The 25,431-nt window shown below is 70.9% G+C and carries 15 protein-coding genes; 6 read left to right on the plus strand and 9 right to left on the minus strand.

What is annotated here, in order from left to right:
* Nucleotide 1: 1 nt before the first annotated feature.
* The 9 genes from ACF1FZ_RS13720 to ACF1FZ_RS13760 form a co-directional block, all read right to left on the minus strand.
* Complete coding sequence (locus ACF1FZ_RS13720; protein WP_391773566.1) at nt 2-1,984, minus strand: ABC transporter permease; 1,983 nt, start codon at nt 1,982-1,984, stop codon at nt 2-4.
* Nucleotides 1,984-3,048 carry a glycine betaine/L-proline ABC transporter ATP-binding protein gene (locus tag ACF1FZ_RS13725; RefSeq protein WP_391773567.1) on the minus strand — a complete coding sequence of 355 codons (1,065 nt, stop codon included), beginning with the start codon at nt 3,046-3,048 and terminating at the stop codon, nt 1,984-1,986. The genes ACF1FZ_RS13720 and ACF1FZ_RS13725 overlap by 1 nt, the downstream gene beginning before the upstream one ends.
* Nucleotides 3,045-4,616, minus strand: a complete 1,572-nt coding sequence (locus ACF1FZ_RS13730; RefSeq protein WP_391773568.1) for a GMC family oxidoreductase — start codon at nt 4,614-4,616, stop codon at nt 3,045-3,047. The genes ACF1FZ_RS13725 and ACF1FZ_RS13730 overlap by 4 nt, the downstream gene beginning before the upstream one ends.
* 76 nt (nt 4,617-4,692) lie before the next feature.
* Complete coding sequence (locus tag ACF1FZ_RS13735) at nt 4,693-6,225, minus strand: aldehyde dehydrogenase family protein (RefSeq protein WP_391773569.1); 1,533 nt, start codon at nt 6,223-6,225, stop codon at nt 4,693-4,695.
* A gap of 548 nt (nt 6,226-6,773) precedes the next feature.
* Nucleotides 6,774-7,610: an amino acid ABC transporter ATP-binding protein gene (locus ACF1FZ_RS13740; protein WP_391773570.1), complete on the minus strand. Its 837-nt coding sequence runs from the start codon at nt 7,608-7,610 to the stop codon at nt 6,774-6,776.
* Between the two features lie 5 nt (nt 7,611-7,615).
* A complete protein-coding gene (locus ACF1FZ_RS13745; RefSeq protein ID WP_391773571.1) occupies nt 7,616-8,401 on the minus strand; it encodes an amino acid ABC transporter permease in 786 nt (261 codons plus the stop codon).
* Between the two features lie 14 nt (nt 8,402-8,415).
* Nucleotides 8,416-9,216 carry an ABC transporter substrate-binding protein gene (locus ACF1FZ_RS13750; RefSeq protein WP_391773572.1) on the minus strand — a complete coding sequence of 267 codons (801 nt, stop codon included), beginning with the start codon at nt 9,214-9,216 and terminating at the stop codon, nt 8,416-8,418.
* Nucleotides 9,217-9,645: 429 nt separating this feature from the next.
* Complete coding sequence (gene yicI / locus ACF1FZ_RS13755) at nt 9,646-11,913, minus strand: alpha-xylosidase (RefSeq protein WP_391773573.1); 2,268 nt, start codon at nt 11,911-11,913, stop codon at nt 9,646-9,648.
* Complete coding sequence (locus tag ACF1FZ_RS13760) at nt 11,910-14,849, minus strand: glycoside hydrolase family 3 C-terminal domain-containing protein (RefSeq protein WP_391773574.1); 2,940 nt, start codon at nt 14,847-14,849, stop codon at nt 11,910-11,912. The genes yicI and ACF1FZ_RS13760 overlap by 4 nt, the downstream gene beginning before the upstream one ends.
* 410 nt (nt 14,850-15,259) lie before the next feature.
* Between ACF1FZ_RS13760 and ACF1FZ_RS13765 the strand changes: the two genes are divergently transcribed.
* The 6 genes from ACF1FZ_RS13765 to ACF1FZ_RS13790 are packed head-to-tail and all read left to right on the plus strand — an operon-like array spanning nt 15,260 to nt 25,398.
* On the plus strand, nt 15,260-16,933 hold the full coding sequence (locus tag ACF1FZ_RS13765) for an extracellular solute-binding protein (protein ID WP_391773575.1): 1,674 nt from the start codon (nt 15,260-15,262) through the stop codon (nt 16,931-16,933).
* Between the two features lies 1 nt (nt 16,934).
* The gene (locus tag ACF1FZ_RS13770; protein ID WP_391773576.1) at nt 16,935-17,960 is read left to right on the plus strand and encodes an ABC transporter permease; all 1,026 of its coding nucleotides are present in this window, start codon (nt 16,935-16,937) and stop codon (nt 17,958-17,960) included.
* Between the two features lie 17 nt (nt 17,961-17,977).
* Nucleotides 17,978-18,901, plus strand: coding sequence for a carbohydrate ABC transporter permease (locus tag ACF1FZ_RS13775; RefSeq protein WP_391773776.1), 924 nt, complete (start codon nt 17,978-17,980; stop codon nt 18,899-18,901).
* Between the two features lie 54 nt (nt 18,902-18,955).
* Nucleotides 18,956-21,190, plus strand: coding sequence for a 1,4-beta-glucanase (locus ACF1FZ_RS13780; RefSeq protein WP_391773577.1), 2,235 nt, complete (start codon nt 18,956-18,958; stop codon nt 21,188-21,190).
* A 15-nt stretch (nt 21,191-21,205) separates the two neighbouring features.
* Nucleotides 21,206-23,182, plus strand: coding sequence for a beta-galactosidase (locus ACF1FZ_RS13785; RefSeq protein WP_391773578.1), 1,977 nt, complete (start codon nt 21,206-21,208; stop codon nt 23,180-23,182).
* A complete protein-coding gene (locus tag ACF1FZ_RS13790) occupies nt 23,179-25,398 on the plus strand; it encodes a glycoside hydrolase N-terminal domain-containing protein (RefSeq protein ID WP_391773579.1) in 2,220 nt (739 codons plus the stop codon). The genes ACF1FZ_RS13785 and ACF1FZ_RS13790 overlap by 4 nt, the downstream gene beginning before the upstream one ends.
* Nucleotides 25,399-25,431 lie beyond the last annotated feature (33 nt).

Consider the following 25,431-nt stretch of genomic DNA (forward strand, 5'->3'; position numbering starts at 1 on the left):
CTCAGCTCTCCTTCGGCCGGCGGCGGGCGGTGGGCTGCGTGACCCGGTCCAGCATCAGCCCCAGGCAGACGATGGCGGCGCCCGCGACGAGACCGGTGGCCAGGTCGCCCTGGGCGAGGCCGAACACGACCTCGTAGCCGAGCGCTCCGGAGCCGACGAGTCCGCCGATGATGACGACCGCGAGGACCAGGACGACCCCCTGGTTGACTGCCAGCAGCAGCGCGGGCCTGGCCAGCGGGATCTGGACCTGGCGCAGCTGCTGGCCGCTGGTGGCACCGAGGGAGCGGGCGCACTCCATCGCGGCGGGGTCGACGCCCCGCAGGCCCTGGGTGGTGATGCGGACGACGGCGGGCAGCGCGTAGACGACCGCTGCCGCGGCGGCGGGGGCGCGGCCGACACCGAAAAGGGCGACGACCGGGATGAGGTAGACGAACTGCGGCATCGTCTGGAAGACGTCCAGGACGGGTCGCAGGAACCGTTCGAGGCGCCGGCTGCGGGCGGCGCCGACGGCGATGCCGAAGCCCAGGACCAGCGTGACGGCGACGGCGGCGATGACCTGGCTGAGTGTGTCCATCGACAGGTCCCAGACGCCGAGGACCCCGATGGCGGCCATGGCCAGCACCGCGGTGAGCGCGGTGCGCCAGGTGCCGATGGTCCAGGCGAGGGCGGCGACGAGCAGCAGCACGGCCCACCAGGGAAGACCCTGCAGCCCGCTGCGGAGCGGGTCGATGATCCAGCTGGTGAAGTGGGCGGCCCAGTCGGCCGTTCCGCCGATGACGGGGATGCCGGTGTAGAGGTGGTCGACCATCCAGTCCTTGGCGGTGTTCACCGGTTGCGCGATGGCGACCACGCCGCCCTCGGGCCAGACGCGGCCGCCGGTGAAGCGGCCCGCCACGGCGACGGCCGCGGCGATCAGCGCGGCGAGCCCCCAGCCGCGCACCCCGCGCAGGGCGGCGGGTCCGGTGGGTTCCGTGCCGGCCTTCCGCCCGGCCGCCTCGGTCGTGCGGTCCAGGACGACGGCCAGCAGCACGATGGGAATGCCCGCGGCGAGCGCGGCGCCGACGTCGACGGAGGAGAGCGCCTGGTAGACGCGGTCGCCGAGGCCGCCGGCGCCGATCACGGAGGCGATGACGGCCATGGACAGCGCCATCATGATGGTCTGGTTGAGGCCGAGGAGCAGTTCCTTGCGGGCCAGCGGCAGCCGTGCGCTCAGCAGGCGCTGGCGGCCCGTCGCGCCGAGCGAGGCCACGGCTTCCATGACGCCCTCGTCGGCACCGCGCAGTCCGAGTGCGGTGAGCCGGGCCATCGGCGGAGCCGCGTAGACGACGGTCGCGAGGACCGCACCGGGCACACCGATGCCGAAGACCAGCACGACGGGCAGCAGGTAGGCGAAGGCGGGCAGCACCTGCATGGTGTCCAGGACGGGGCGCAGGACCCGGAACGTACGGTCCGACAGGCCGGCGGCCAGTCCGAGGAGGAGACCCAGCGCCACGGAGGCGAGTACCGCGACGGTCATCAGGGCGAGGGTCTGCATGGCCGGCACCCACATGCCGAGCAGCCCGCAGACCAGGAAGGACAGGCCGGCGGTCAGCGCGAGGCGCCATCCGGCCGTCCGCCAGGCGACGAGTGCGGCGACGGCGGTGACACCGGCCCAGCCGAGTGCGAGGAGCGCGAGGTAGGCGCCGCGCACCGACAGGACGACGGCGTTGCTGATGTGGCCGAAGAAGTAGAGGAACAGCGGGTGGCTGTCACGGTTGCCGATGATCCAGTCGTTGACCTCGCCGAGCGGTCCGCCCAGGTCGACGGTGAGGGCACCGGGCCAGGCTCCGCCGCCCCAGCGGGCGTGCGCGAAGGGTGCGACGACGGCGGCGATCACCAGAAGCGCCATGATCCTGGCGAGGGCGGGCCGGTTACGCAGTGCGGCGATCAGCCTGCTCCCCGGGGGTCCGGAGTCGGTTCGGGCGGCGGCTTGGGCGGTGGCCATCAGACGGTCACCTCACGGGTTCCCGGGCCCCCGCCCGCCCCGGCGACGACACCGAGCAGGCACACGTGGTCGACGACGCCGAGCAGCCTGCCCCCCTCCGTCACCCGCGCGACCGGCTCGCCGGAACGGGCGACGGCCTCGATGGCTTCGGAGACGGTGGCCCCGGGGCGGAGCGCCGGGCCGCTGTCACCCTCGCCGGGCACCGGCGGACGCATGGCGGTGGCGACGGTGAGCACCTGCTCGCGTGGTACGTCGCGGACGAACTCGCGTACGTAGTCGTCGGCGGGCGAACCCACGATCTCCTCGGGCGTGCCGAGCTGGACGATGCCTCCGTCGCGCATCAGCGCGATGCGGGTGCCCAGGCGGAGCGCCTCGCCGAGGTCGTGGGTGATGAAGACCATGGTGCGGCCCTCCTCGCGGTGCAGCCGGACGACCTCGTCCTGCATCTCACGCCGGATCAGCGGGTCGAGCGCGCTGAACGGTTCGTCGAAGAGGAGGACGGACGGATCGACGGCGAGTGCGCGGGCCAGCCCGACGCGCTGCTGCTGACCGCCGGAGAGCTGGGCGGGACGACGGTCCTCGAGGCCCGCGAGTCCGACCTTCTCCACCAGTTCGGCGGCCTTGGCACGCCGTTCCGCCTTGCCGAGGCCCTGGATCTCCAGGCCGTAGGCGACGTTGTCGAGGACCGTGCGGTGCGGCAGCAGCCCGAAGTGCTGGAAGACCATCGCGGCCCGGTGGCGGCGCAGTTCGCGCAGCCGGGTGGTGTCCATGGCCAGGACGTCCTCGCCGTCGATGGCCAGGGTGCCGCTGGTGGGCTCGATGAGCCGGGTCAGACAGCGCACGAGGGTGGACTTGCCGGAACCCGACAGGCCCATGACGACGAAGACTTCGCCCCTCTCGACGTCGAAGGAGACGTCACGGACGGCGGCGGTGCAGCCGGCGCGCTCGCGCAGTTCGGCGGAGGACAGGCCGGCGAGTTCGCTGCCGGGGACGCGGTCGGCCTTGGGCCCGAAGACCTTCCAGAGGTTACGGACGCTGAACACGGGGGTACCGGCTTCGCTCATCGGGCGTCGCCTCCGGAGGCCGGGGACGTTCGGAGCAGTTCGGCGCACTTCTCGCCCACCATCAGGACGCCGATCATGGGGTTCACGGCGGGCATGGTCGGGAAGACTGAGGCGTCGGCGATCCGGATGCCCTCCAGGCCCTGGATGCGCAACTGCGGGTCGACGACGGCCGCCGGGTCGCCCTCGGCTCCGATCCGGCAGGTGCCGGCCGGGTGGTAGACGGTGTGCGCGACCTTGCGGGCGTACTCGCTGATGTCCTCGTCGGACGTGACCCCGGGCCCGGGGCACACCTCGCGCTTGAGCCAGTGGGCCAGCGGTTCGGTGTTCGCTATCTCGCGGGCGAGCTTGATGCCGTCGACCAGGGTGCGGCCGTCGTAGTCCTCCTCGTCGGTGAAGTAGCGGAAGTCCAGGGCGGGCTTCACCTCGGGATCGGCGCTGGTGAGGTAGAGGCGGCCGCGGCTGCGCGGCTTGGGGATGTTCGGGGTCATCGACACCCCGTGCGCGGGCTTCTCGTAACCGAGGCGCTCCGGGTTGTCGGTGAAGGGGATCTGGTAGAAGTGGAACATCAGGTCGGGTCCTTGGGATCCGGGGTCCCGCCGTACGAAGAGACCCGCGTCGGAGTCCATCGCGGAGTTCTCCGGGATGGGGCCGTCGGTCTCCCAGACGATGACCGACTCGGGGTGGTCGAGCAGGTTCTCGCCGACGCCCGGCGCGTCGTGGACGACGGGGATACCGAGCGCGGTGAGGTCCTTCGCCGGTCCGACGCCGGAGTGCATCAGCAGCCGCGGGGTGTCCACCGCGCCCGCGCAGACGATCACTTCACGGGCGGCGCGCAGCAGCGTCTCCCCGCCGTCCTCGGTGCGTACGTGCACCCCGGTGGCCCGGTTGCCGTCGAACTCCAGGCGGTACGCCCATGTCTCCAGCAGGATCGTGAGGTTGGGGCGGTCCCCGGCCTCGATGTGGGGGTGGAGGTAGGCGACGGACGCGGAGGAACGCTTGTTGTTCTCCGGGTGGTAGGCCAGGTCGAAGAAGCCGGCGCCCTCGTGGAACGGCTTCTTGTTGAAGCTGTCCACGCGTGGCACTCCGGCCGCCGCCTGGGCGGCGTCGACGAAGTCGCGGGCGATGGCGTTCCGGTCCTTCTCGTCGACGGGCACGATGTTGTTGCGCAGCCGGGCGAAGTAGGGGTCCATCGCGGCGGCGTCCCAGCCGTCGGCCCCGGCCTCGGCCCATTCGTCCCAGTCGCCGGGCAAGGGCTTGAAGCTGATCAGGGTGTTGTGCGAGGAGCAGCCGCCGAGGACGCGGGCGCGGCTGTGCCGGATGTGGGAGTTGCCGCGTGGCTGCTCGGTGGTGGGGTAGTCGTAGTCGAGGTCGCCGCCGAGGAGGCCGAGCCAGCGGCGGAGGGTGAGGACGTCCTCGCGGTCGATGTCGGTGGGGCCGCCTTCGATGACGGTGACGGTGACATCGGGGTCCTCGGTGAGGCGGGAGGCGATGACCGAGCCGGCCGTGCCGCCTCCGACGATCACGTAGTCCACGGGTCCGGGGCGTGCGGTGCTGGGGGACGGGGGCATCGGTCACTGCTCCTTCTGCAAGGTGCTTGCGTGTGCGTGGTGCTGCGAACAGGCGGGGGGGAGGGGCCGTTTCCGGTCAGCCCGCGAACCAGCGCTGGGGGCGCGGGTTGAGGTTCTGGTAGATGTGCTTGGACTCGCGGTACTCGGCGAGTCCGGTGGGGCCGAGTTCGCGGCCGGTGCCGGACTTGCCGAAGCCGCCCCACTCGGCCTGCGGGAGGTAGGGGTGGTAGTCGTTGATCCAGACGGTGCCGTGCCGCAGCCGGCCGGCGACGCGCCGGGCACGGCCCGCGTCGGTGGTCCAGACGGCGCCGGCGAGACCGTAGTCGGTGTCGTTGGCGAGGGTGACGGCTTCTTCCTCGGTGCGGAAGGTCTCGACGGTGAGGATCGGGCCGAAGGTCTCCTCGCGGACCACCTTCATCTCGCGGTGGCAGCCGTCCAGGACGGTGGGCCGGTAGAAGTAGCCGCTCGCGGGCCGGGTGCCGGAGGGCTCGGGACGCGCTCCGCCGGAGCGGACGATCGCACCCTGCTCGCGCGCGGACGCCACGTACGCCTCGACCTTGGCGAGCTGCTGCGCGGAGACGAGCGGTCCGCATTCCACACCGTCGACGGTGCCCCGGCCGAGCCGGATCGCGTCGGCGCGGCGGGCGAGTTCGGTGACGAACCGGTCGCGGACGGATTCCTCGATGATGAGGCGGGCCCCGGCGGAGCACACCTGGCCGCTGTGGAAGAAAGCGGCGTTCAGCGCCTGGTCGACGGTGGTGTCGAAGCCTTCGTCGGTGGCGCAGGCGTCGGCGAAGACGACGTTGGGGTTCTTTCCGCCGAGCTCCAGGGCGACCTTCTTGACCGTGGGCGCGGCGGCCCGGGCGACCTTGGTGCCGCTGGCGAGCCCGCCGGTGAAGGAGACCAGGTCGACGTCCGGGTGTTCGGAGAGCCGTGCGCCGACCGGGTCGCCGGCGCCGGTGACGAGGTTGGCGGCGCCGGCGGGCAGCCCGGCCTCGGCGAGCAGCCGGACGAGGTGGACGGTGGAGAGCGGGGTGACCTCGCTGGGCTTGAGCACGAAGGTGTTGCCGGCGGCGAGGGCCGGGGCGATCTTCCAACTGGCCTGGAGCAGCGGGTAGTTCCACGGGGTGATCAGGGCGCAGACGCCGACCGGCTCGTGTACGACGACACTGTGCACATCGGGGTCACCGGCGTCGACGACCCGGCCGCCGCTCTCGTTCATGACGAGGTCGGCGAAGTAGCGGAAGGCTCCTGTGACGTCGTCGACGTCGACACGGCCTTCCTCCAGGGTCTTGCCGGTGTCGCGGCTCTCGGTGATCGCGATCTCCTCGCGGTCCCGCTGGAGGAGCCCGGCCACCCTCCGTAGCAGCTCGGCACGCTCGGCGACCGGCCGGTGCGGCCAGGGGCCGTCGTCGAAGGCACGGCGGGCGGCGGCCACGGCCGCGTCGGTGTCCTCGACGCCGCCCTCGGCGACGAGGGCGAGGACGGTGGCGTCCGCCGGGTCGAGGACCTCGCGGGTCGCACCTGATCCGGCGGCCCGCCACGTGCCGTCGATGTGGAGGGTCTCCGGAGCGGCCGTGGAACGGGCCGACGAGAGGGAAGCCGACATGGGGTGATCTGCCTTCCGTGCCTGATTGCTCCGCACCGGTCCGGCCGAGCACATACGCGCCGGTGTTCCGGGGTCCGGCACCAGCGGTCTGGGCCCCTCCCCGATTCGGCGAGATGTATGCCGAGTTATTCACTCTGGGTGATGTGACTCACTTGCGGCGGCCCGGAGGCGGCCGATGGCGAGGTCACGGAGGTGGCCGTGCCGGCCGGACCGTGCCCGGTGGGGGCACCCGGGACGGCTTCGTTCCGTACGCCTGGGCACACGGGCTGTACGCGGCGCCGGCGTGACCGGTCCGGTGGGCGGCGCCGGCCGGCGCACGGGCGGGGCGGTTCGGCTGCGGGACGGACGGGGCCACGCGGGACGGCACAGGAGGGGCGGGGCCTGGACGATCAGTGACGACAGCCGGAGCACGACCGGCCGGGGCCACCGGGAGCGGGGCGGTTTCGGTGGAGTTCGCCGCACAGTGCTGACCACGCGCGTACGACGGACGTCCCGCTCCGGCCCACCGGGCCCCGGGCACGCGTCACCTCTCCGCCCCGGCGGCACGGCTACACCGGGTCTGGCCGCTCCCCCGCCCCGTCGGCGTCCGCCTCCGTCAGGTCCGCGGTGGCCGGAGTCAACAGGCGTGCGAGGAAGGACCGGGTGCGGGCATGACGGGGCGCGCCGATGACCTGCTCCGGGGCCCCCTCCTCGACGATGACTCCGCCGTCCATGAAGACGACGCGGTCCGCGACCTCCTTGGCGAAACTCATCTCATGGGTGACGACGAGCATCGTCATCCCCTCGTCGGCCAGGGAGCGCATCACGGCCAGGACGTCCCCCACCAACTCCGGGTCGAGCGCGGAGGTGGGCTCGTCGAAGAGCATCAATTCCGGATCCATGGCCAGGGCCCGCGCGATGGCCACCCGCTGCTGCTGGCCGCCGGACAACTGCGCCGGGTAGGCGGATTCCTTGTCGGTCAGGCCCACCCTGGCCAGCCGTTCGCGAGCGATCCGCCCCGCCTCCGCCTTGTCGCGCCCGAGCACCCGCCGCTGGGGGAGCGTCAGGTTCTCCAATGCCGTGAGGTGCGGGAACAGGTTGAACGACTGGAAGACCATGCCGATCCGCCGGCGCACCTTGTCGATGTCCACATCCGGGTCGGTGACTTCGACGCCGGCCACCGTGACCGTCCCCGAGGTGGGCTCCTCCAACAGGTTCACGCAACGCAGCAGCGTGGACTTGCCCGAACCGGACGGGCCGATGACACACACCACCTCGCCGCGTGCGACCGAGAAGTCGATGCCCGCGAGCACCTCCAGCGTGCCGAACGACTTACGCAGGCCCCGCACGTCGATCGCCGGCCCGCTCACCGCCTCCACGCCGTCTGCCGTCGATACCGCCTTCACCGCGGTCACCTCGCCTTCGCCGTACGTGCTTCGAGCCGCCGGACCAGGTGACCGAGCGGCAGAGTGATGATCAGATAACACAGGCCGGCGATGAGGATCGGAGTCAGGCTGCGATTCTGGTTCAGGGCGTCCCGGCCGAACTTGGCCAGTTCGTACTGGGAGAGCGACAGGCCCAGCAGGTACACCAGGGACGAGTCCTTGGTCAGCAGGATCAGTTCATTGGTGAGCGGCGGCAGAACGATGCGCAGGGCCTGCGGGATGATGATGGACACCATGGCCCGGGGCTGCGACATCCCCAGTGAACGTGCCGCCTCCATCTGCCCCTTCGGAACCGCCTGGATTCCCGCCCGTATGGTCTCCGCCATATAAGCTGCGCCGACGAGACCGAGGGCCAGCATCACGGTCACGTACTGGTTGAGCGCGACCTGGAAGGCGAGCGGTACGCCGAACCCGAGGGCGATGAAGACCAGCAGCGCGGGGACTCCGCGGAAGAACTCGATGTACGCGATGGCCAGCCAGCGGTACGGCGGGACGCGCGACAGCCTCATCAGCGCGAGCAGCAGCCCGGCGACCAGCCCGAAACCGAAACCGAGCAGGGTGTAGACCACGGTGTTGAGCAGGGCTGTGGTGATGATGTCGGGGAACTGCGCCTTGGCGACACCGACATCGAAGAACGCCCGTCGGATCTCGCCCCAGTCGGCGGCCAGGGCGACTACGAGCAGTACAGCAGCGAGGACAGCGTACTGAACGCCTCGGACGGCGCGGGTTCGCTGTCTGCGGGACATGGACATCGGTAGCGGTTTCCTCACTTCTTGGGAGCGGCGGGGAACCACTTCTTGTAGATCCGGTCGTAACTGCCATCGGATTTGGCATTGGCGATCACCGTGTCGATCTCCTTGCGCAGGGCGTCGTTTCCGGTGCGCACCCCGATGCCGTATTCCTCCCCCGTGTCGAACTCGGCGATGACCTGGGTGTCCGGGTTCTTGCGCACGTATTCGAAGAGCACACCGTTGTCGTTCACCGCGGCGTCGACCTGTCCGGTCTTCACGGCTGTCAGCAGCAGGGCCAGGTCCTCGAACTGCACGGTCGTCACGCCCTGGGCGTTCTTCTGCGCGTACGTCTCCCCCGTGGTGCCCTGCTGGACCCCGAGTTTCTTCCCCTTGAGGCTTGCCAGCGAGGTGAAGGAGGAATCCTTCTTGGCGATCAGGGCCTGTGTGGCGTCGAAGTAGCCGACGGAGAAGTCCAGGTTCTTCGCGCGCACCGGCGTGATCGTCATGCCCGCCGCGGCCAGATCGCACTTGCGGGCGTTGAGGTCCTCGCCGCTCTGGATGCCTTCGAAGGGCGTGTCCACGATCTCCTGGGTGACCTTGAGCTTCTTGGCGACCAGATCCACGAGGTCCACGTCGAAGCCGACGACGGCGTCGTCCTTGCGGACCTGGAAGGGTTCGTACGGCAGGTGCGTGCAGGTGGTGAGCTTGCCGGACTTCACCAGCTCCAGTCCGGTTCCGCCGGACGCGGAGGGCTTGGTGCTGGTGCAGCCCGTGAGCACGGCGACGGCGGTGAGGGTGGCGGTGGCTATGACAGGCAGTACGGAACGAGCGGGCATGGGGTCTCCAAGGTTCGGCCGGTCAACGGCTCGACTTCGGCAGCGAGTTGGATTGATCTTGCCATCGGATCTGCCGGATGTCGCCTGCCGGGTTCCCTCCCGCCCGCGGACACCGGAACGCGTCGGGGGCTCGCCGGTGTGCGCCCGGGCCGGGCCCGTACGTGATCGCGCGGCGGGGCGACGGCGCGGGCCCGCCGGAGGAAGGACGGCGAACCGGAAGAACCGGTCGTGGTACACGCCTGGCCGCCCGGAGCCCGGTCAGGGCGGCTCCGCGGCCGCCGTCGGTGCGGCGGGTGCCGCGCGGTCCGCGGGTCGTCACGGCCCTCGCGATGACCCGGGCTGCGGTCAGGCCCGATGCGGGGCCGGACGCAGCAGGGGCCCGGTGCGCGCACCGGGCCCCTGCGACACCTCCTCGTCGCGGTCGGACGGTCAGGCGACGAAGACCGTTTCCGTCCCCTCCCCCGCCGCCCCGGACTCCTCGACGATCACCCGGTAGGGGCGCTCCGTACCCCGCGCCGTGACCTGCGTGCCCGCGTCGTCCCGTACCACGTGGAAGGACGCCGCCGGCCCGCCGGTCAGGTCCGGCACCGTGACCGTGCGCTCGTCCGGGCCGGAGCCGAAGACTCGCAGGGTGAGGCCGTCCGGCCAGTCGCCGTCCGGGCGCTGGTCGTCGGCGCCCCATGGCAGCACGGCACCGTCCCTGACCAGCAGGGGAAGGCTGTCGAAGCCGTGTGTCTCGTGCCGCCAGGCGGGGCCGGTGACGCGCTCGCCGGTGAGCAGCGAGGTCCAGGTGCCCTCGGGGACGTAGTACTCGACCTCGCCGTCCTCCGTGAAGACCGGGGCGACCAGCAGGTCCGGGCCGAGCATGTACTGCCGGTCCAGGGTGCGGGAGGCGGGGTCACCGGGGAACTCCGTCAGCATGGGCCGCATCATCGGGATGCCCGTACGGTGCGCCTCGACGGCCACTCCGTAGAGGTAGGGCATGAGCCGGTGTTTGAGCAGGGTGAATTTCCGTGCCACGTCGACGGCTTCCTCGCCGAATTCCCACGGAACCCGGTAGGAGACGTTGCCGTGGAGCCGGCTGTGCGAGGAGAGCAGACCGAAGGCGAGCCAGCGCTTGAAGACCGCCGGGTCGGGCGTTCCTTCGAAGCCGCCGATGTCGTGGCTCCAGAAACCGAAGCCGGACAGGCTCAGCGACAGCCCGCCGCGCAGGGACTCGGCCATGGCTGTGAACGAGGCGAAGCAGTCACCGCCCCAGTGCACCGGGAACTGCTGCCCGCCCGCCGTCGCGGACCGGGCGAAGAGCACCGCCTCACCCGCGCCCCGCTCCTTCTCCAGGAGCTCGAAGACGGTGCGGTTGTAGACCTGTGCGTAGTAGTTGTGCATCCGCTCCGGGTCGGAGCCGTCGTGCCAGACGACGTCCGTGGGGATGCGCTCGCCGAAGTCGGTCTTGAAGCAGTCGACGCCCTGGTCCAGCAGGACACGCAGCTTGTCCTCGTACCAGGCCCGGGCGGCCGGGTTGGTGAAGTCGACCAGTGCCATCCCCGGCTGCCACAGGTCCCACTGCCAGATGTCGCCGTTGGGGCGCCGCACCAGGTAACCGTGTTCGGCCCCCTCCGTGAACAGCACCGACTTCTGGGCGATGTAGGGGTTGATCCACATGCTGATGCGCAGTCCGCGCTCCTTGAGGCGGGCCAGCATCCCCTCCGGGTCGGGGAAGACCTCCGGGTCCCAGAGGAAGTCCGACCACTGGTACTCGCGCATCCAGAAGCAGTCGAAGTGGAAGACACTCAGCGGGATCCCGCGCTCGGCCATGCCGTCGACGAAGGAGGTGACGGTCTCCTCGTCGTAGGACGTGCAGAAGGACGTGGTCAGCCACAGGCCGAAGGACCAGGCCGGTGGCAGCGCGGGTCTGCCGGTCAGGGCCGTGTACCGGGACAGGACGTCCTTCGGCGTCGGACCGGCGACGATGTAGTACTCCAGCGTCTGGTCCTCGACGCTGAACTGCACCTGCCCGACGGACTCCGAGCCGACCTCGAAGGAGACCTTGCCGGGGTGGTTGACGAAGACGCCGTAGCCGCGCGAGGACAGGTAGAACGGGATGTTCTTGTAAGCCAGTTCGCTGCTGGTTCCGCCGTCGGCCTGCCAGATGTCGACCGCCTGGCCGTTCTTGACGAACGGGGTGAAGCGCTCACCGAGGCCGTAGACGTTCTCGCCCACGTCCAGGCCCAGTCGGGCGATCATGTGGTGCGTCCCGTCGGGCGCGGTCGCGAAAGCCGTGCCCTTCGGGTCCACTCCGGTGAGGCGCCGTCCCCCGGCGTCGAGGAAGGTGATTCCCCAGGGCCCGTCGCCGTCCATGCGCAGCGTCAGCGGCCCGCTGGTGAGTTCCGTGACCGCGCCGTCTCGTCGGGTACGTGCCGCGGGTGCCGCGGCGTCGTCCGGCAGGATCGTGAAGTCCGGCCCCCTCCGGGCCTTGCCGGCGTGGTGGGTGGCGCGTACGCCGATGACGCCCTCGGCCGGGGAGAAGCACTCGACCGTGATCAGCGGGGTGTTGAGCGTGTCACCCCGCGCCGCGACACGCTTGACCGCCGCGTAGGCGGTGAACCGGTCGGCCTCGACACGCAGATCACGGATCTCGGTCGCGTACGACGCGTGGACGCCCTCACGCATGAGCCAGAAACCGTCGGTGAATTTCATGCGGACTCCCTGCCGGTGACGACGTCGATGCGGGCGAGGCGTACGGATCCCTCGATGCCGATGCGCAGTTCCTGCACTCCGCGGAGGCCGAGCGCGATGTCGAGGGTCCGGTAGTCGTACGGTCCGCCGGTGTCCGGGAACTGGAGGACCGAGCTGTGCCCGCCCACGCTCGCGGTGAGGCTCCCCTCCCCCGAGACCAGGAAGGCCAGCCCGTCCACGCCCTCGCCGAAGTCGCACGCCCGGTAGACGAGACTCCCCTCCCTGTCGGTGGAGGCGGGGGCCACGGCGTCACCCTCCGTCTTCGTACGGTCGAGGATCTGCGTGTCCTTCTGCCAGTCGTAGTCGACGGCCTCCAGTCCGCGCTCCGCAACGGGACGCGGGCCTTGCGTCTCACCGTCGACGATCACCGTCGCGATGAGCCGGATGTCCGCACTCGACGCGCCGGCGAGGATCTCGTAGGTGCCCGGCTCCACGGCCCATCGGCCGTGCGCCACGCTCCAGTGACCCAGCTCATCCACGGGCACCTCGAATTGGATGCACTCCACCGCGCCGGGCGCGAGGTGCACCCTGCGGTGACCGACCAGCTTGCGCCGTGGCAGTTCCACAGGCTCACCCAGCCCCTGCCCCAGCCGGCGCCCCAGACCCTCGCGCGCGGTCGCGGACTCCGCGGGCCCGGCCGCGCGGACGTAGAGCTGGGCCACCTCGTCGGCGGCCCGGTCACCGTCGTTGGTGACGGTCAGTGACACCCGCAGCCGCTCGCCGTCCACCTCCGTGTGGAGGGCGGAGTAGCCGAAGCCGGCGTATCCGAGGCCGTGGCCGAACGGGAAGAGCGGGGTGCCGTCGAAATAGAGGTACGTCTGCCGGGAGCCGATGATGTCGTAGTCGAACAGGCCGGGCAGATCGTCGTCGCTCGCGTACCAGGTCTGCGGGAGCCGGCCGCCCGGGGACACGTCGCCGGCGAGGACACGGCCGAGCGCGGTGCCCGCGGCCTGGCCGCCGTGTGCCGTCCAGAGCAGCGCCGGCAGTCCGTCGGCCGCGTCGCCGACCGCGTACGGGTAGGCGGAGGTCAGGACGAGGACCGTACGCGGGTTGACGGCGTGCGCGGCACGCCACAGCCGGTCCTGTTGGGCGGGCAGGGCGAGGGTCGTGCGGTCCTCGGTCTCACGGCCGTTGATGTGGGGGTCGTTGCCGGCGACCACGATCACGGTGTCGGCGGCCGCGGCGACCCGGGCCACGGCGTCGGCGCCGTGCTCGACGGTCTCCGGCACGAAGACCGTGGCGTCCTCACGGGAGATCTTCTCGCCGGATTCGGCAACCTTGGCGCCGTCGGCGGCGACAGACACGTATCCACCGGTTCCGATGTGCAGAAGGCGGTGCCCGCCGTCGTGTCCCTCCACCGCTTCCAGGCGGAACGTCTCCTGGACGACCCAGCCGCCCGGCTCGTCCGCGGACGCCCTCACATATCCGTCGTCGGCGACCGAGAGGTACAGCCCCTCGTCGGTCCGCAGCGTGAGGACGCCGTCGCCCCAGTCCACCAGGGCCAGTTCGGTGGCCTCGTCGCCGCAGGTCAGCGGGGGCAGGTCGGTGCGGCCCGCGAGGAGGGCCGGATCGAGGGCGCCTTCCGAACCCCTCGCCTCCGCGTCCGCCGCCCCGTCGGCGGCGGGAACCCGGAGCCAGCCGCCGGAGCACGCGAACCGGACCCGGTCCACGCCTTCCGCGAAGAGGACGTTCTCGGCGCCGTACCGTTCACGGATTCCGTCGAGGGGTGTCGAGCGGTGCATGAGCGTGCCGCTGTACCAGTCGAGCTTGCAGGCGTCCGAGAGGAGTCCGACCACCGCGACGGTCCGGCCCTGCTTCGGCTCCAGGGGCAGCAGGCCGTCGTTCTTGAGCAGGACCACTGCCTGCTCGGCGGCTTCCAGGGCGAGGGCCCGGTGCTCCTCGGTGTCCAGGTCGTCGGCCTGCGCGTACGGGTCGAGCTCCGGGTCGAACTCCCCGAGCGCGAAGCGCATGGCGAGCAGACGGCGGACCGCCGTGTCGATGTCGCTCTCGTCGATGAGCCCCTTCGCGAGCGCGTCGCGGATGCGGCCCGTCATGACCGCGGAGTCCGTGCCGTGGTCGGTGAAGCTGTCGACACCCGCCTTCAGGGAGGCTGCGGTGGCCTCCTCGTGGGTGTCGAAGTAGTGCTCGGAGTCGACCAGGTTCGAGGGGGCGCCCGCGTCCGAGCAGACGACCAGCGGCTGGTCCGTCCAGCGGCGCAGGTGCTGCCCCAGGAACGGGGAGACGTGGTTCGGCCGGCCGTTGACCAGGTTGTAGGCGGGCATGACGCCGGCCACCGCCCCCGCCCGTACCGCGTCGCGGAAGGCCCGCAGGTCGTACTCGTGCAGGACGCGCGGGCGGACCGAGGAGGACGCGGTGTCCCGGTCGGTCTCGTTGTTGTGCGCCAGCCAGTGCTTGAGCACGGGAGCGGTGCGCCAGTAGCGGGGGTCGTCCCCGCGCAGCCCGCGGGTGTACGCGACGGCGATGGCGGAGGTGAGGGCCGGGTCCTCGGAGTACCCCTCCTCGCCGCGGCCCCACAGCGGGTGGCGGAGCAGATTCACGGTCGGCGCCCAGACGTTGAGCCCGACACGGTCGTCCTGGGCGCGCTTGGCCCGTACCTCGTTGCCGACGGCCTCGCCGACGCGGCGGACCAGGTCGTCGTTCCAGGTGGCGCCGAGACCGACTGCCTGCGGGAAGACGGTGGCGGGGCCCATCCAGGCGACTCCGTGCAGGGCCTCCTGTCCGGTGCGGAACGGGCCGAGCCCCAGCCGCTCCACCGCTGGGGCGAACTGGTGCAGCATCGCGATCCGCTCGTCGAGCGTGAGCCGTCCGAGCAGATCGTCGGTGCGCCGGGAGAAGGACAGCTGCGGGTCGCGGAAGGGAAGCGGATGTTCCGTCACGTGCGGGGCCCCTTGAAGAGGTGGGAGGTTTTCCGGTCTGCGGGCGCCGAGTTTTCCTTCGACGCGAGGAGAAGATCTTTCGAAGCGCTTCGATGCTCTTCGGACAACCCCGGGAGTGTCAAGGGCTCCACCGCCCCGAGGGGGTTCTTCGGCCGCACCCGAGCCCTACCGCTGCGGGAAACGGTTCGGAAACAGGTCGGAGGAATATCGAAACGAACTCTTGTGCGGCCGGGACCCTTCACTTAACCTCGCTGCAACATCGAAGCGCTTCGACGAGGCAGCCCGTTGACCGCTTCAGCTCAGCCGGTGAAATGCCGCCGGCTCGGCCGGTAACGCCCCTACCTCAGACACAGGGCCGAGCGGCAGTCGCCGCCGCGGGCCGTCCTGTTGCACCACGAAGGGTTGACGCAATGACGCCGAACTCCCCCTCCGCTCCCAGTCGGAGACGATTCCTCGCCTCCTCCGTGGTGGTCGCGGCAGCCGTGGGCGGCGGGATGCCGCTCCTCACCGCCTGCGGCGGCGGTTCCGGCGGTTCGAAGAACGAGGGCACGACCACGGGCAAGAAGCTGAAGGACATCCTTCCCGCCTACGTGCCCTCGAAGGCCGTCACCCCTGACATCCCGAGCAAGAACGGTTCCGCCGACGGTTTCACCACGGCGCTGCCCGCGGCTCAGCTGGCCGTGTCGGTGCCGAAGAAATTGGGCAAGGGCAGCGAGATCAGCATCATGGCACCGCTGTGGGGCACCTCTCCCGGTGAGGGGAACGCCTACTGGACCGCGATGGACGAGGCCGCCGGGGTCAAGGTCAAGTGGCAGAACCAGGACGGCAACGTCTACGGGCAGAAGCTCGGCGCGGTACTCGCGTCCAGCGCCGTCCCGGACGCCGTCGTCGTCCCGGGATGGGAGCTCCAGGGCAAGATCCCCAGCGCCATCGCCAACAAGTTCGCCGACCTCGGCCCCTACCTGTCGGGCGACAAGGTCAAGAAGTACCCCAACCTGGCGGCCATTCCCACCGGCGCCTGGCAGCGCGGCATCTTCGCCGGCCAGCTGCGCGGGATCCCCATGCCCGCCGAGGCCACGCCCAACATCACCCCCTTCTACCGTGCCGACATCTTCGAGGAGAAGGGGTACGGGGTCCCGACCACCACGCAGGAGTTCTACGACCTCTGCAAGGAGATCAACGCCCCCAGGAGCAAGGTGTGGGCGTGCAGCGACATGACCTGGTCGGCGTGGGTCTTCTTCGGGGTGCTGCCGGAGAAGCCCTACTACTGGCAGCTGGTCGACGGCAAGCTGGTGAACCGCTACGAGACCCAGGAGTACCTGGAGGCGCTGGAGTGGTCGCGCTCGCTGTACTCGGCCGGCTTCGTGCACCCGGACGCCAAGGCGGAGACGGGCGACATGCGCACCACCTTCTCCTCCGGGAACGTCCTGATGTACAACGCGGACATCTCGGACTGGTACGCCGCGACCGCCGTCCAGCGGCTGGACAAGCCGGACTTCCGGATGGGGGCGATGGACTTCTTCGCCCACGACGGCGGTGACCCCGTCATCTACGAGGCCTCTCCCTCGAACATCTGGTGTTTCGCCAGCAAGAAGGCCGGCAAGGAGGTCATCGAGGACCTCCTCGCGCTGGCCAACTTCACCGCCGCTCCGTACGGGAGCAAGGAGCAGCGTCTGCGGGCGTACGGTCTGGAGGGCACCCACCACACCCTCAAGGACGGCGTCCTCGTCAAGAACGAGCAGGGCAACAACGAGGTCTTCGCCACCTACGAGTACATCGCCACCTCCAAGCCGTACCGCGCCTACCCGGACTACCCGGACGTCGCCAAGGGTGTCGTCGAGTGGCAGCAGCGTCAGGGCGCGCACCTGAGGAAGCCGCTGTTCCACGGCATGCAGATCCAGGAGCCCACCCGGTACACCGAGCTCAACGCGCAGTTCGAAGCCCTGGAGAAGGACATCGTGCGCGGCCGCAGGAAGGTCAGCGACATGCAGCAGCAGGTCTCGGACTGGAAGACCAAGGGCGGCGACAAGCTTCGCGACTGGTACAAGAAGCTGCTCGACGAGACCGGTGAGTCGGCCTCCTGACATGTCTCTGAGCACAGATGACCGGCGCGCGCGGGAATCCCCTGCGTCGCCGCCGGCCGACAAGGACGGGCCGGCCCGCGGGCCGGCCCCGGTCAGCGCGAAGGTGCCCCTGCGGCACCGGCTGCGCCGTGACCGGACGCTGCTGCTGATGACCCTGCCGGCGATGCTGCTGCTGCTGGTCTTCGCCTACGTCCCTCTGGTGGGCAACGTCGTCGCCTTCCAGGACTACGACCCCTACATCGCGGACAACGCCTTCCAGGCGATCCTGCAGAGCCCGTGGGTCGGCTTCGAGTGGTTCCAGCAGATGGTGAACGACCGGCTGTTCTGGTCGGCGCTGGGCAACACGCTGACGATCTTCCTGTTGCAGCTGACACTGTTCTTCCCGGTGCCGATCCTGCTCGCGCTGTTCATCAACAGCTTCGTGCGGCCCCGGGTCCGGGCGGTGGCGCAGGCGATCCTCTACCTGCCGCACTTCTTCTCCTGGGTCCTGGTCATCACGGTCTTCCAGCAGATGTTCGGCGGCGCGGGGCTCATCGCGCAGACGCTGCGGGAGAACGGCTACGAGGGCTTCGACCTCATGACGGACCCCGGTCTGTTCAAGTTCCTGATCACCTTCGAGATGATCTGGAAGGACGCCGGCTGGGGTGTCATCGTCTTCCTCGCCGCGCTGGCCTCGGTCAGCACGGAACTCTACGAGGCGAGCGCCATGGACGGCGCGAACCGGTGGCGCCGGATGTGGCACGTCACCCTGCCCGCCCTGCGCCCGGTCGTGGCGCTGCTGCTGGTCCTCCAGGTGGGCAACGCGCTCACCGTGGGCTTCGAGCAGATCCTGCTCCAGCGCACGGCCGTCGGGCCGGGCGCCTCCGAGGTCCTCGATACCTACGTGTGGAACGTGGGCATCACCAACGGCGGCTTCAGCTATGCGGCGGCCGTCGGGATCGTCAAGGGAATCTTCGGTCTGCTGCTGGTCCTCGGGGCCAACAAGGTCGCCCACCTCATGGGTGAGCAGGGGGTGTACAAGAAGTGAGCGGCCTGCTCTACCGAATGACCGGTGTGGCCGGGGTCGAGCCCGGTACCCGCGGCCGGCTGCGGCCGGTGTGGGAGGAGGAGCCCACGAAGGCCGGGCTCGCCTCCAAGGGCGTGGTCCTGGTCCTGGCCTGTCTGGCCGTGCTCTTCCCGCTCTGGGTCGTGATCGTCACCAGTCTGTCCTCGGTGCGGACCATCACCGACGCGGGCGGGCTGGTGGTGATCCCGCGCGGCATCACGTTCGTGGCGTACCAGGAGCTCCTCGGCGGCGGCCAGGTCACCCGGGCAGCGGTGATCAGCATCTGCGTGACCGTGGTCGGGACGCTCTTCAGCATGGCCGTGTCGGTCATGTGCGCCTACGGCCTGTCCCGGCCGGGGTCGGTGCTCCACCGGCCGCTGCTGCTGTTCATGCTCGCCACGATGTTCTTCGGGGCGGGCCTGATCCCCACCTACCTGGTGGTCCAGGGACTCGGCCTCACCGATTCCTATCTGGCGCTGATCCTTCCGAGCGCGCTGAACGTCTTCAACATCCTGGTCCTGCGCGCCTTCTTCATGAGTACGGCGCAGGAGCTCGTCGAGAGTGCCCGTATCGACGGGGCGGGTGACTTCCGCATCCTGTGGCAGATCATCATGCCGCTGTCCCGCGCGGTCATCGCGGTGATCACGCTCTTCTACGCGGTCGGCTACTGGAGCGCCTGGTTCAACGCGTCCATCTACATCAGCGACCCGGAGATGATGCCGCTGCAGAACGTGATGAACCAGCTGGTCCTCAAGCAGGAACGGCCCACCGGCCTGACACAGGTCATCAACACGGGCCATCTGTCGCTGCTCGCCATCCAGATGGCGGTCATGGTGCTGGCACTGATCCCGGTCGCGTTCCTGTCACCGTTCGTGCAGAAGCACTTCAAGGAAGGCATGCTCACCGGCGCCGTCAAGGGCTGAGCACCACCCCCGTCCCGCATTCACCCGTCACTGCTCCACCGGAGGGTCTTCGTCATGCGCGTTTCGTCCGTCCCGCAGCCAGAACCCGCCCCGCACCCCCGGCGCCGGACCGTCCTGGCCGGTGCGGCGGTGGTCGCGGCCTCGGCCTCCGTACTGCCGGCGGCAGGAGCGGCCGCGGCCGCCCGGCGGCCGGTGAGGACCCAGCCGCACCGCTGGCGCACCGCCGCCATCGGCGGGACGGGTTTCGTGACGGGCATCCTGTTCCATCCGGCCGTGCGGGGGCTCGCCTACGCCCGCACGGACATCGGTGGCGCCTACCGCTGGGACGCCCGCAGGTCCCGGTGGACGGCGCTCATCGATCACATCGGCTGGGACGACTGGAACCTGCTGGGCGTCGAGGCGATGGCCGTCGACCCGGCGCATCCGGACCGGCTCTACCTGGCGCTGGGGACGTACACACAGGCGTATGCGTCCCCCGGCGCGGTGCTCAGGTCCGAGGACCGGGGCGCGACCTGGGCGCGTACGGATCTCACCGTGCGTCTCGGGGCCAACGAGGACGGCCGGGGCTGCGGCGAGCGGCTCCTGGTCGATCCGCGCGACAGCGGGACGCTCTGGCTGGGGACGCGCCACGACGGGCTGCTGCGCTCCACGGACCGTGGGGCCACCTGGTCCGCCGACGCCTCCTTCCCCGCCACCGCGTCGGCGGGCGGCCAGGGCGTCACCCTGCTGGTCGCGGCCGGACGGACGGTGTACGCGGGATGGGGGGACGGCGGCGCGGCTCTGTACCGTACGAACGGCTCCGGTGGCTGGGAAGCCGTCCCGGGTCAGCCGTCCGGAGCCGCGACGAGGGTGCCGGTCCGTGCGGCGTACGACGCGGGTACCCGTGCGCTGTACGTGAGTTACGCGGACGGGCCGGGACCGAACAACCAGGCCGACGGTTCCGTGCACCGCCTGGACACCGTCACCGGGGCCTGGACCGATGTGACTCCGGTGGCGCCGGGCGAGGGGGACGCCTTCGGGTACGGCGGGGTGGCCGTGGACGCGGGCCGCCCGGGCACGGTCGTCGTCTCCACGAACAACCGCTGGGGCCCGGTGGACACCCTGTTCCGGTCCACCGACGGCGGGGCGAGCTGGACCTCGCTGAAGGAGACGGCGGTGCTGGACGTGTCGGAGACCCCGTTCCTGGAGTGGGACGGCGAGCCCAAGTTCGGCTGGTGGATCCAGGCCGTGGCCGTCGACCCGTACGACTCACGGCACATCGTGTACGGCACCGGCGCGACGATCTACGGCACGCGCGACCTGGTGCGCTGGGCGCCGGAGATCCGGGGCCTGGAGGAGTCCTCGGTACGTCAGCTGATCGCACCGCCCTCGGGGGCACGGCTGCTCAGCGGTCTGGGGGACATCGGGGTCATGCGCCATGACTCCCTGACCGCGTCGCCCTCGCGTGGCATGGCGTCGAACCCGGTGTTCGGCACGGCCACCGGACTCGCCCTGGCCACCCTGAGACCTTCGTACGTCGTGCGGACGGGCTGGCCGTCGGGCTCCGACTCGGCCGGCGCCTTCTCCCACGACGGCGGGGCGAGCTGGAAGCCGTTCGCCTCCCAGCCGGCGATCGCTCCCTCGGCTCCCGGCCCGGTGGCGGTCTCCGCCGACGGGGCGACGCTGTTGTGGTCGTTCGTCCACTGGGACGGCACGAAGTACGCGGCGCACCGTTCCACGGACGGCGGCGCGACGTGGGCCGAGGTGACGACCTTCCCCGAAGGCGGCACCCCGGTCGCCGACCCGCTCGATCCGAAGCGCTTCTACGTGTACGACACGGACACGGGCGCCGTCTTCTTCTCCACCGACAGGGGCGCGACCTTCACCGAGGGCGCGGCGGGGCTCCCCTCGGGGGATGTGCAGTTCCGCATCGCTGCGGCTCCGGGGCGCTCCGGCGACCTGTGGCTGTCCGCCAAGGACGACGGGCTGCTGCGCTCGAAGGACGGCGGGCGCACGTTCACCCCGGTGGCCGGCTGTCAGGCCTCGTACGCCCTCGGCTTCGGGAAGGCCGCCCCGGGGAAGGGCCGGGCCGGGTACCCGGCGGTCTTCCAGACCGGGCGGGTCTCCGCGACGTACGACGGTGTGGCCGTGCTGCGCTCGGACGACGCGGGAGCGACCTGGGTCCGCATCAACGACGACGCCCACCGGTGGGGGTGGACCGGCGAGGTCATCACCGGCGACCCCCGCGTCCACGGTCGTGTCTATCTGGGCACCAACGGCCGTGGCATCCAGTACGCAGACCCCCAGTAGAGGAACGAGACGTCCATGCCGTCCCTGCACGACGCCACCCGTGGCCGCATCCTCTTCGGAGGCGACTACAACCCCGAGCAGTGGCCCGAGGAGGTGTGGGCCGATGACATCCGGCTGATGAAGGAGGCCGGGGTCAACTCCGTCACCGTCGGCGTCTTCTCCTGGGCGATGATCGAGCCACGCCCCGGGGCCCGGGAGTTCGGTTGGCTGGACCGGCTGCTGGACCTGTTGCACGCGGGTGGCGTCGGCGTCGTCCTCGCCACCCCGACGTCCTCACCCCCGCCGTGGATGGGCGCCCTGCACCCGGAGACGCTGCCGCGCAGCGAGGACGGCGCGCTCGTCAACTACGGCTCGCGGCAGCACTTCTGCCCGAGTTCACCGGTGTACCGGCGCTATGCCGCATCCCTCACCGAGGACCTCGCCGCACGGTACGCGGACCATCCGGCGCTGACCGTGTGGCACATCAACAACGAGTACTGCACGCACTGCTGGTGCGACGGGACCGCCGCCCACTTCCGCCGCTGGCTGGCCTCCAGGTACAGCACCCTGGAAGCCCTGAACGACGCCTGGGGCACGGCGTTCTGGAGCCAGCGCTACGACTCCTGGGCCGAGATCCTGCCGCCACGCCGGGCGCAGTACATGCGGAACCCGGCGCAGGAGCTGGACTTCAAGCGGTTCACCTCCGACGCCCTGATGGAGTGCTACGTCGCCGAACGGGACATCGTCGTCCGGCACACCCCGCACGTCCCGGTGACGACCAACTTCATGCCGCTGTGGTCGGGCCAGGACGCCTGGGCCTGGGCCGAGCAGGAGGACATCGTCTCCGTCGACGTCTACCCGGACCCGACGGACCCGCGGGGCGGCCAGTACAACGCGATGCTCGCCGACATGACCCGCTCGCAGGCCCGCGGGCCGTGGATGCTGATGGAGCAGGCGGCCGGGGCGGTCAACTGGCGCGGTGTCAACCACCCCAAACCGGCCGGTCTGAACCGGCTGTGGTCGCTCCAGGCGGTGGCCAGGGGTGCGGACGCCCTCTGCTACTTCCAGTGGCGTCAGTCCCGGCAGGGGGCGGAGAAGTTCCACTCCGGGATGCTGAGCCACGCCGGGGAGCACGGGCGCACGTTCCGGGAGGTCAAGCGCATCGGTGCCGAACTCGCCCTGCTCGGACCCGAGGTGAGCGGCACGTCGGTGGCGGCCGATGTCGCCGTGCTGCACGACTGGGACGCCTGGTGGTCGAGCACCCAGGAGGGCCGGCCCTCTTCACTGGTCTCGTACACGGAACTGGTCCGGGCCTGGCACCGGGGGCTGTGGGACAGCGGCATCGGTACGGAGTTCGCCCGCCCGGACGCCGACCTGAGCGCGTACCGGATGGTGCTCGTGCCCCAGCTCCAGCTCCTCGGTGACGCGGCGGTCGACAACCTCGTCGCGTACGCGCGGGGCGGCGGCACCCTCGTGTGCGGGTTCTTCACCGGTGTGGCGGACGTGGACGACCGGATCAGGCCGGGTGGCATGGACAGCAGGCTGCGTGAGCTGTTCGGTATCCGTACGGTGCACGAGTGGTGGCCCCTGGACGCGGACGCGGCAGTGGAGTGCGACGGGTTCCGCGGCACCCTGTGGTCGGAGGAGCTGGAGCCCGACGGCAGCGCGGAGACGGTGGCCGCGTACCGCGAGGGCGAGCTGGACGGGCTGCCCGCGGTGCTCCGCAAGGGCAGCGCGTGGTACGTCTCGACGCTGCCCGAGCCCGAGGCGCTGCGCGGTCTGCTCGGCCGGGCGGCGGCAGAAGCCGGCGTCCGGCCGGTGCTGGAGGGCCTGCCCGCCGGGGTCGAGGCGGTGCGGCGCGGTGAGCTGCTCTTCCTGCTGAACCACGGCAGGTCCCCGGCCGGGGTGAAGCTGCCGGACCGGCACCTCGACCTGCTCACGGGGACCGAGTCCGACGGCGTTGTGGAGCTGGGCCGTTACGGCGTCGCCGTACTCAGAGGCGTCCGCGCATGATCGACGGCACGTGGGAGCCCTGCCCCGCCACCCGCTGGGAGGACGCGTTCCTCAGCGGCAACGGCCGCCACGGGGCGATGGTGTTCGGAGACCCCGCGGATGACCGGGTGATCGTCAACCACCACACCCTGGTGCGGCCCAACGGCAGCGAGGACCTCCGCCCGCCGGAGCTCGCCGGCCGGCTCGGCCGCCTCCAGGAGGCGCTCCTGTCCGGCGACACGACGGCGGCCGAGGACTTCGGCGCGGGACGTGCCCTGGCGTGGGTGCAGCCCTTCCACCCGGCGTTCCGGTCGCGCGTGCGCCGCACCCGGGGACTGCACGAGGCGGTCGCCGGATACAGGCGCGAGGTCGACTTCACCACGGGCGAGGTGACCGCCTCGTACGAGGCGTGGCGCAGCAGCGTCTTCGTGTCGCGGGCCGACGACGTGATCGTGCAGCACGTCACGGACCTCGCGCTGACCGCCGAGCTCGTCCTGGACCACCTGCTGCCCGGTGCCCCCGCGCGGCTGGCGGTCGGACGCTCCACGGTCCTGACCCCGCACGGCGCCCACCTGGCGCTGCGGGTGGGCTATCCGGACAGCCGGACCGGGTACACGGGCGTGACCGTGGCGCGGGTGGACGGCGGCAGCGTCCGTGTGGCCGGTGAGGGCATCCGCATCGAGGGGGCGCGGAGCCTCACCCTGATGACCCGGGTCGTCCGCGGGGACGGCCGGCCGGACCTCGGGGAGCTGTGGGCGGCTCTGCCGGACGAGGACTACGCGACCCTGCTGGACCGCCACCGGCCGCTGCACCGGACCGCTTACGGGCGTGCCTCCTTCACTCTGCGGGACGCGGTGCCCGAGCGGGAGCTGTCCGGCAGCGAGCTGTTGCGCGCCCCGAAGTCGCCCGCCCTCCTGGAACGGCTCTTCGCAGCGGGCCGCTACCACCTGCTGTCCTCCTCGGGTCTGCTGCCGCCCCGGCTGACGGGCCTGTGGACCGGCGACTGGGACACGGCCTGGTCCGGGGCCTTCACCACGAACGCGAATCTCAACCTCCAGATCGCCTCTGCCTCCGCGGCCGCCCTCCCCGAAGTCACCGAGGCCCACGCGGCCCTGGTCCATGGGCAGTTGCCGGACTGGCAGGACAACGCCAGGGCGCTCTTCGGGGCGCGTGGCATCGTCGCGCCGTCCCATTCGGACGGCGCGTCGGGCCACACCCGGCACTTCCAGCGCGCCTATCCGCTGCACCTGTGGACCGCGGGGGCGGACTGGCTGCTGCAGCCGCTCCTGGAACACGCCGAGGTCACGACGGGCGCCCCGGACGCCGCCCTGACGGGCGCCCTCGTCGAAGCGGCACTGTTCTACGAGGACTTCCTCAGCCGCGAGGACCCGGACGGAAACCTGGTGGTCGTGCCCTCGTACTCACCGGAGAACCGGCCGGCCAACGCCAGCTGGGTCACGGTGAACGCCACGATGGACATCGCCGCGGCCCGCCACGCCCTGACGACGGCCGCCGAGCACGCCCCCGGGCACCCGTCCGCCGGCCTCTGGCGGTCGCTCGCGGACCGGCTCCCCGCGTATCTGGTGAACGAGGACGGGGCACTCGCCGAGTGGGCCTGGCCGGGCCTGCGGGAGACGTACGACCACCGCCACCTGAGCCACCTCTACCCGGTGTGGCCGCTGGACGCGATCAATCCGTACGACACCCCGGAGACGGCCGCGGCCGCGCACCGCGCACTGGAGCTGCGCGGCTCGGAGAACGACTCCGCCCACGGCCATCTGCACCACGCCCTGATCGCCGCCCGGCTGCGGGACCCCTCCAGGGTCTCGGCGGCGCTGGACGCGGTGCTGGACGGTGACTTCTTCCACGACTCGCTGATGAGCTCGCACTACCCGTCACGGAACGTCTACAACGCGGACGCGGCCCACACCCTGCCCGCCGCCGTGATCGAGTCGCTCGTCCAGTCGACGCCCGGCCGTCTGGTGCTGCTGCCCGCGGTCCCGGCGGCGTACCCGGCCGGTGAACTGCGGGGCGTGCGCACGCGTTTCGGCGCGCATCTGGATCTGCGGTGGTCGGAGGAAGGCGCCACCGCCGTGCTGCGTCCCACCCGCGACGCCCGTGTCGATCTGCGTACGGGCGACGGGCTCACCCTCACCGAGACCCCCGCCGGAACCCCCCCGGCTCCGCTGGAGCTGACGGCCGGCGTGGACCGCGTCCTCACCCTGGGGGCGCGGTAGCACTCCTCCATCCCCACATGGAAGGAACACCTC

Source organism: Streptomyces sp. NPDC014623 (genome assembly GCF_043088245.1).
In the GTDB taxonomy this organism is placed as follows: Bacteria; Actinomycetota; Actinomycetes; order Streptomycetales; family Streptomycetaceae; genus Streptomyces.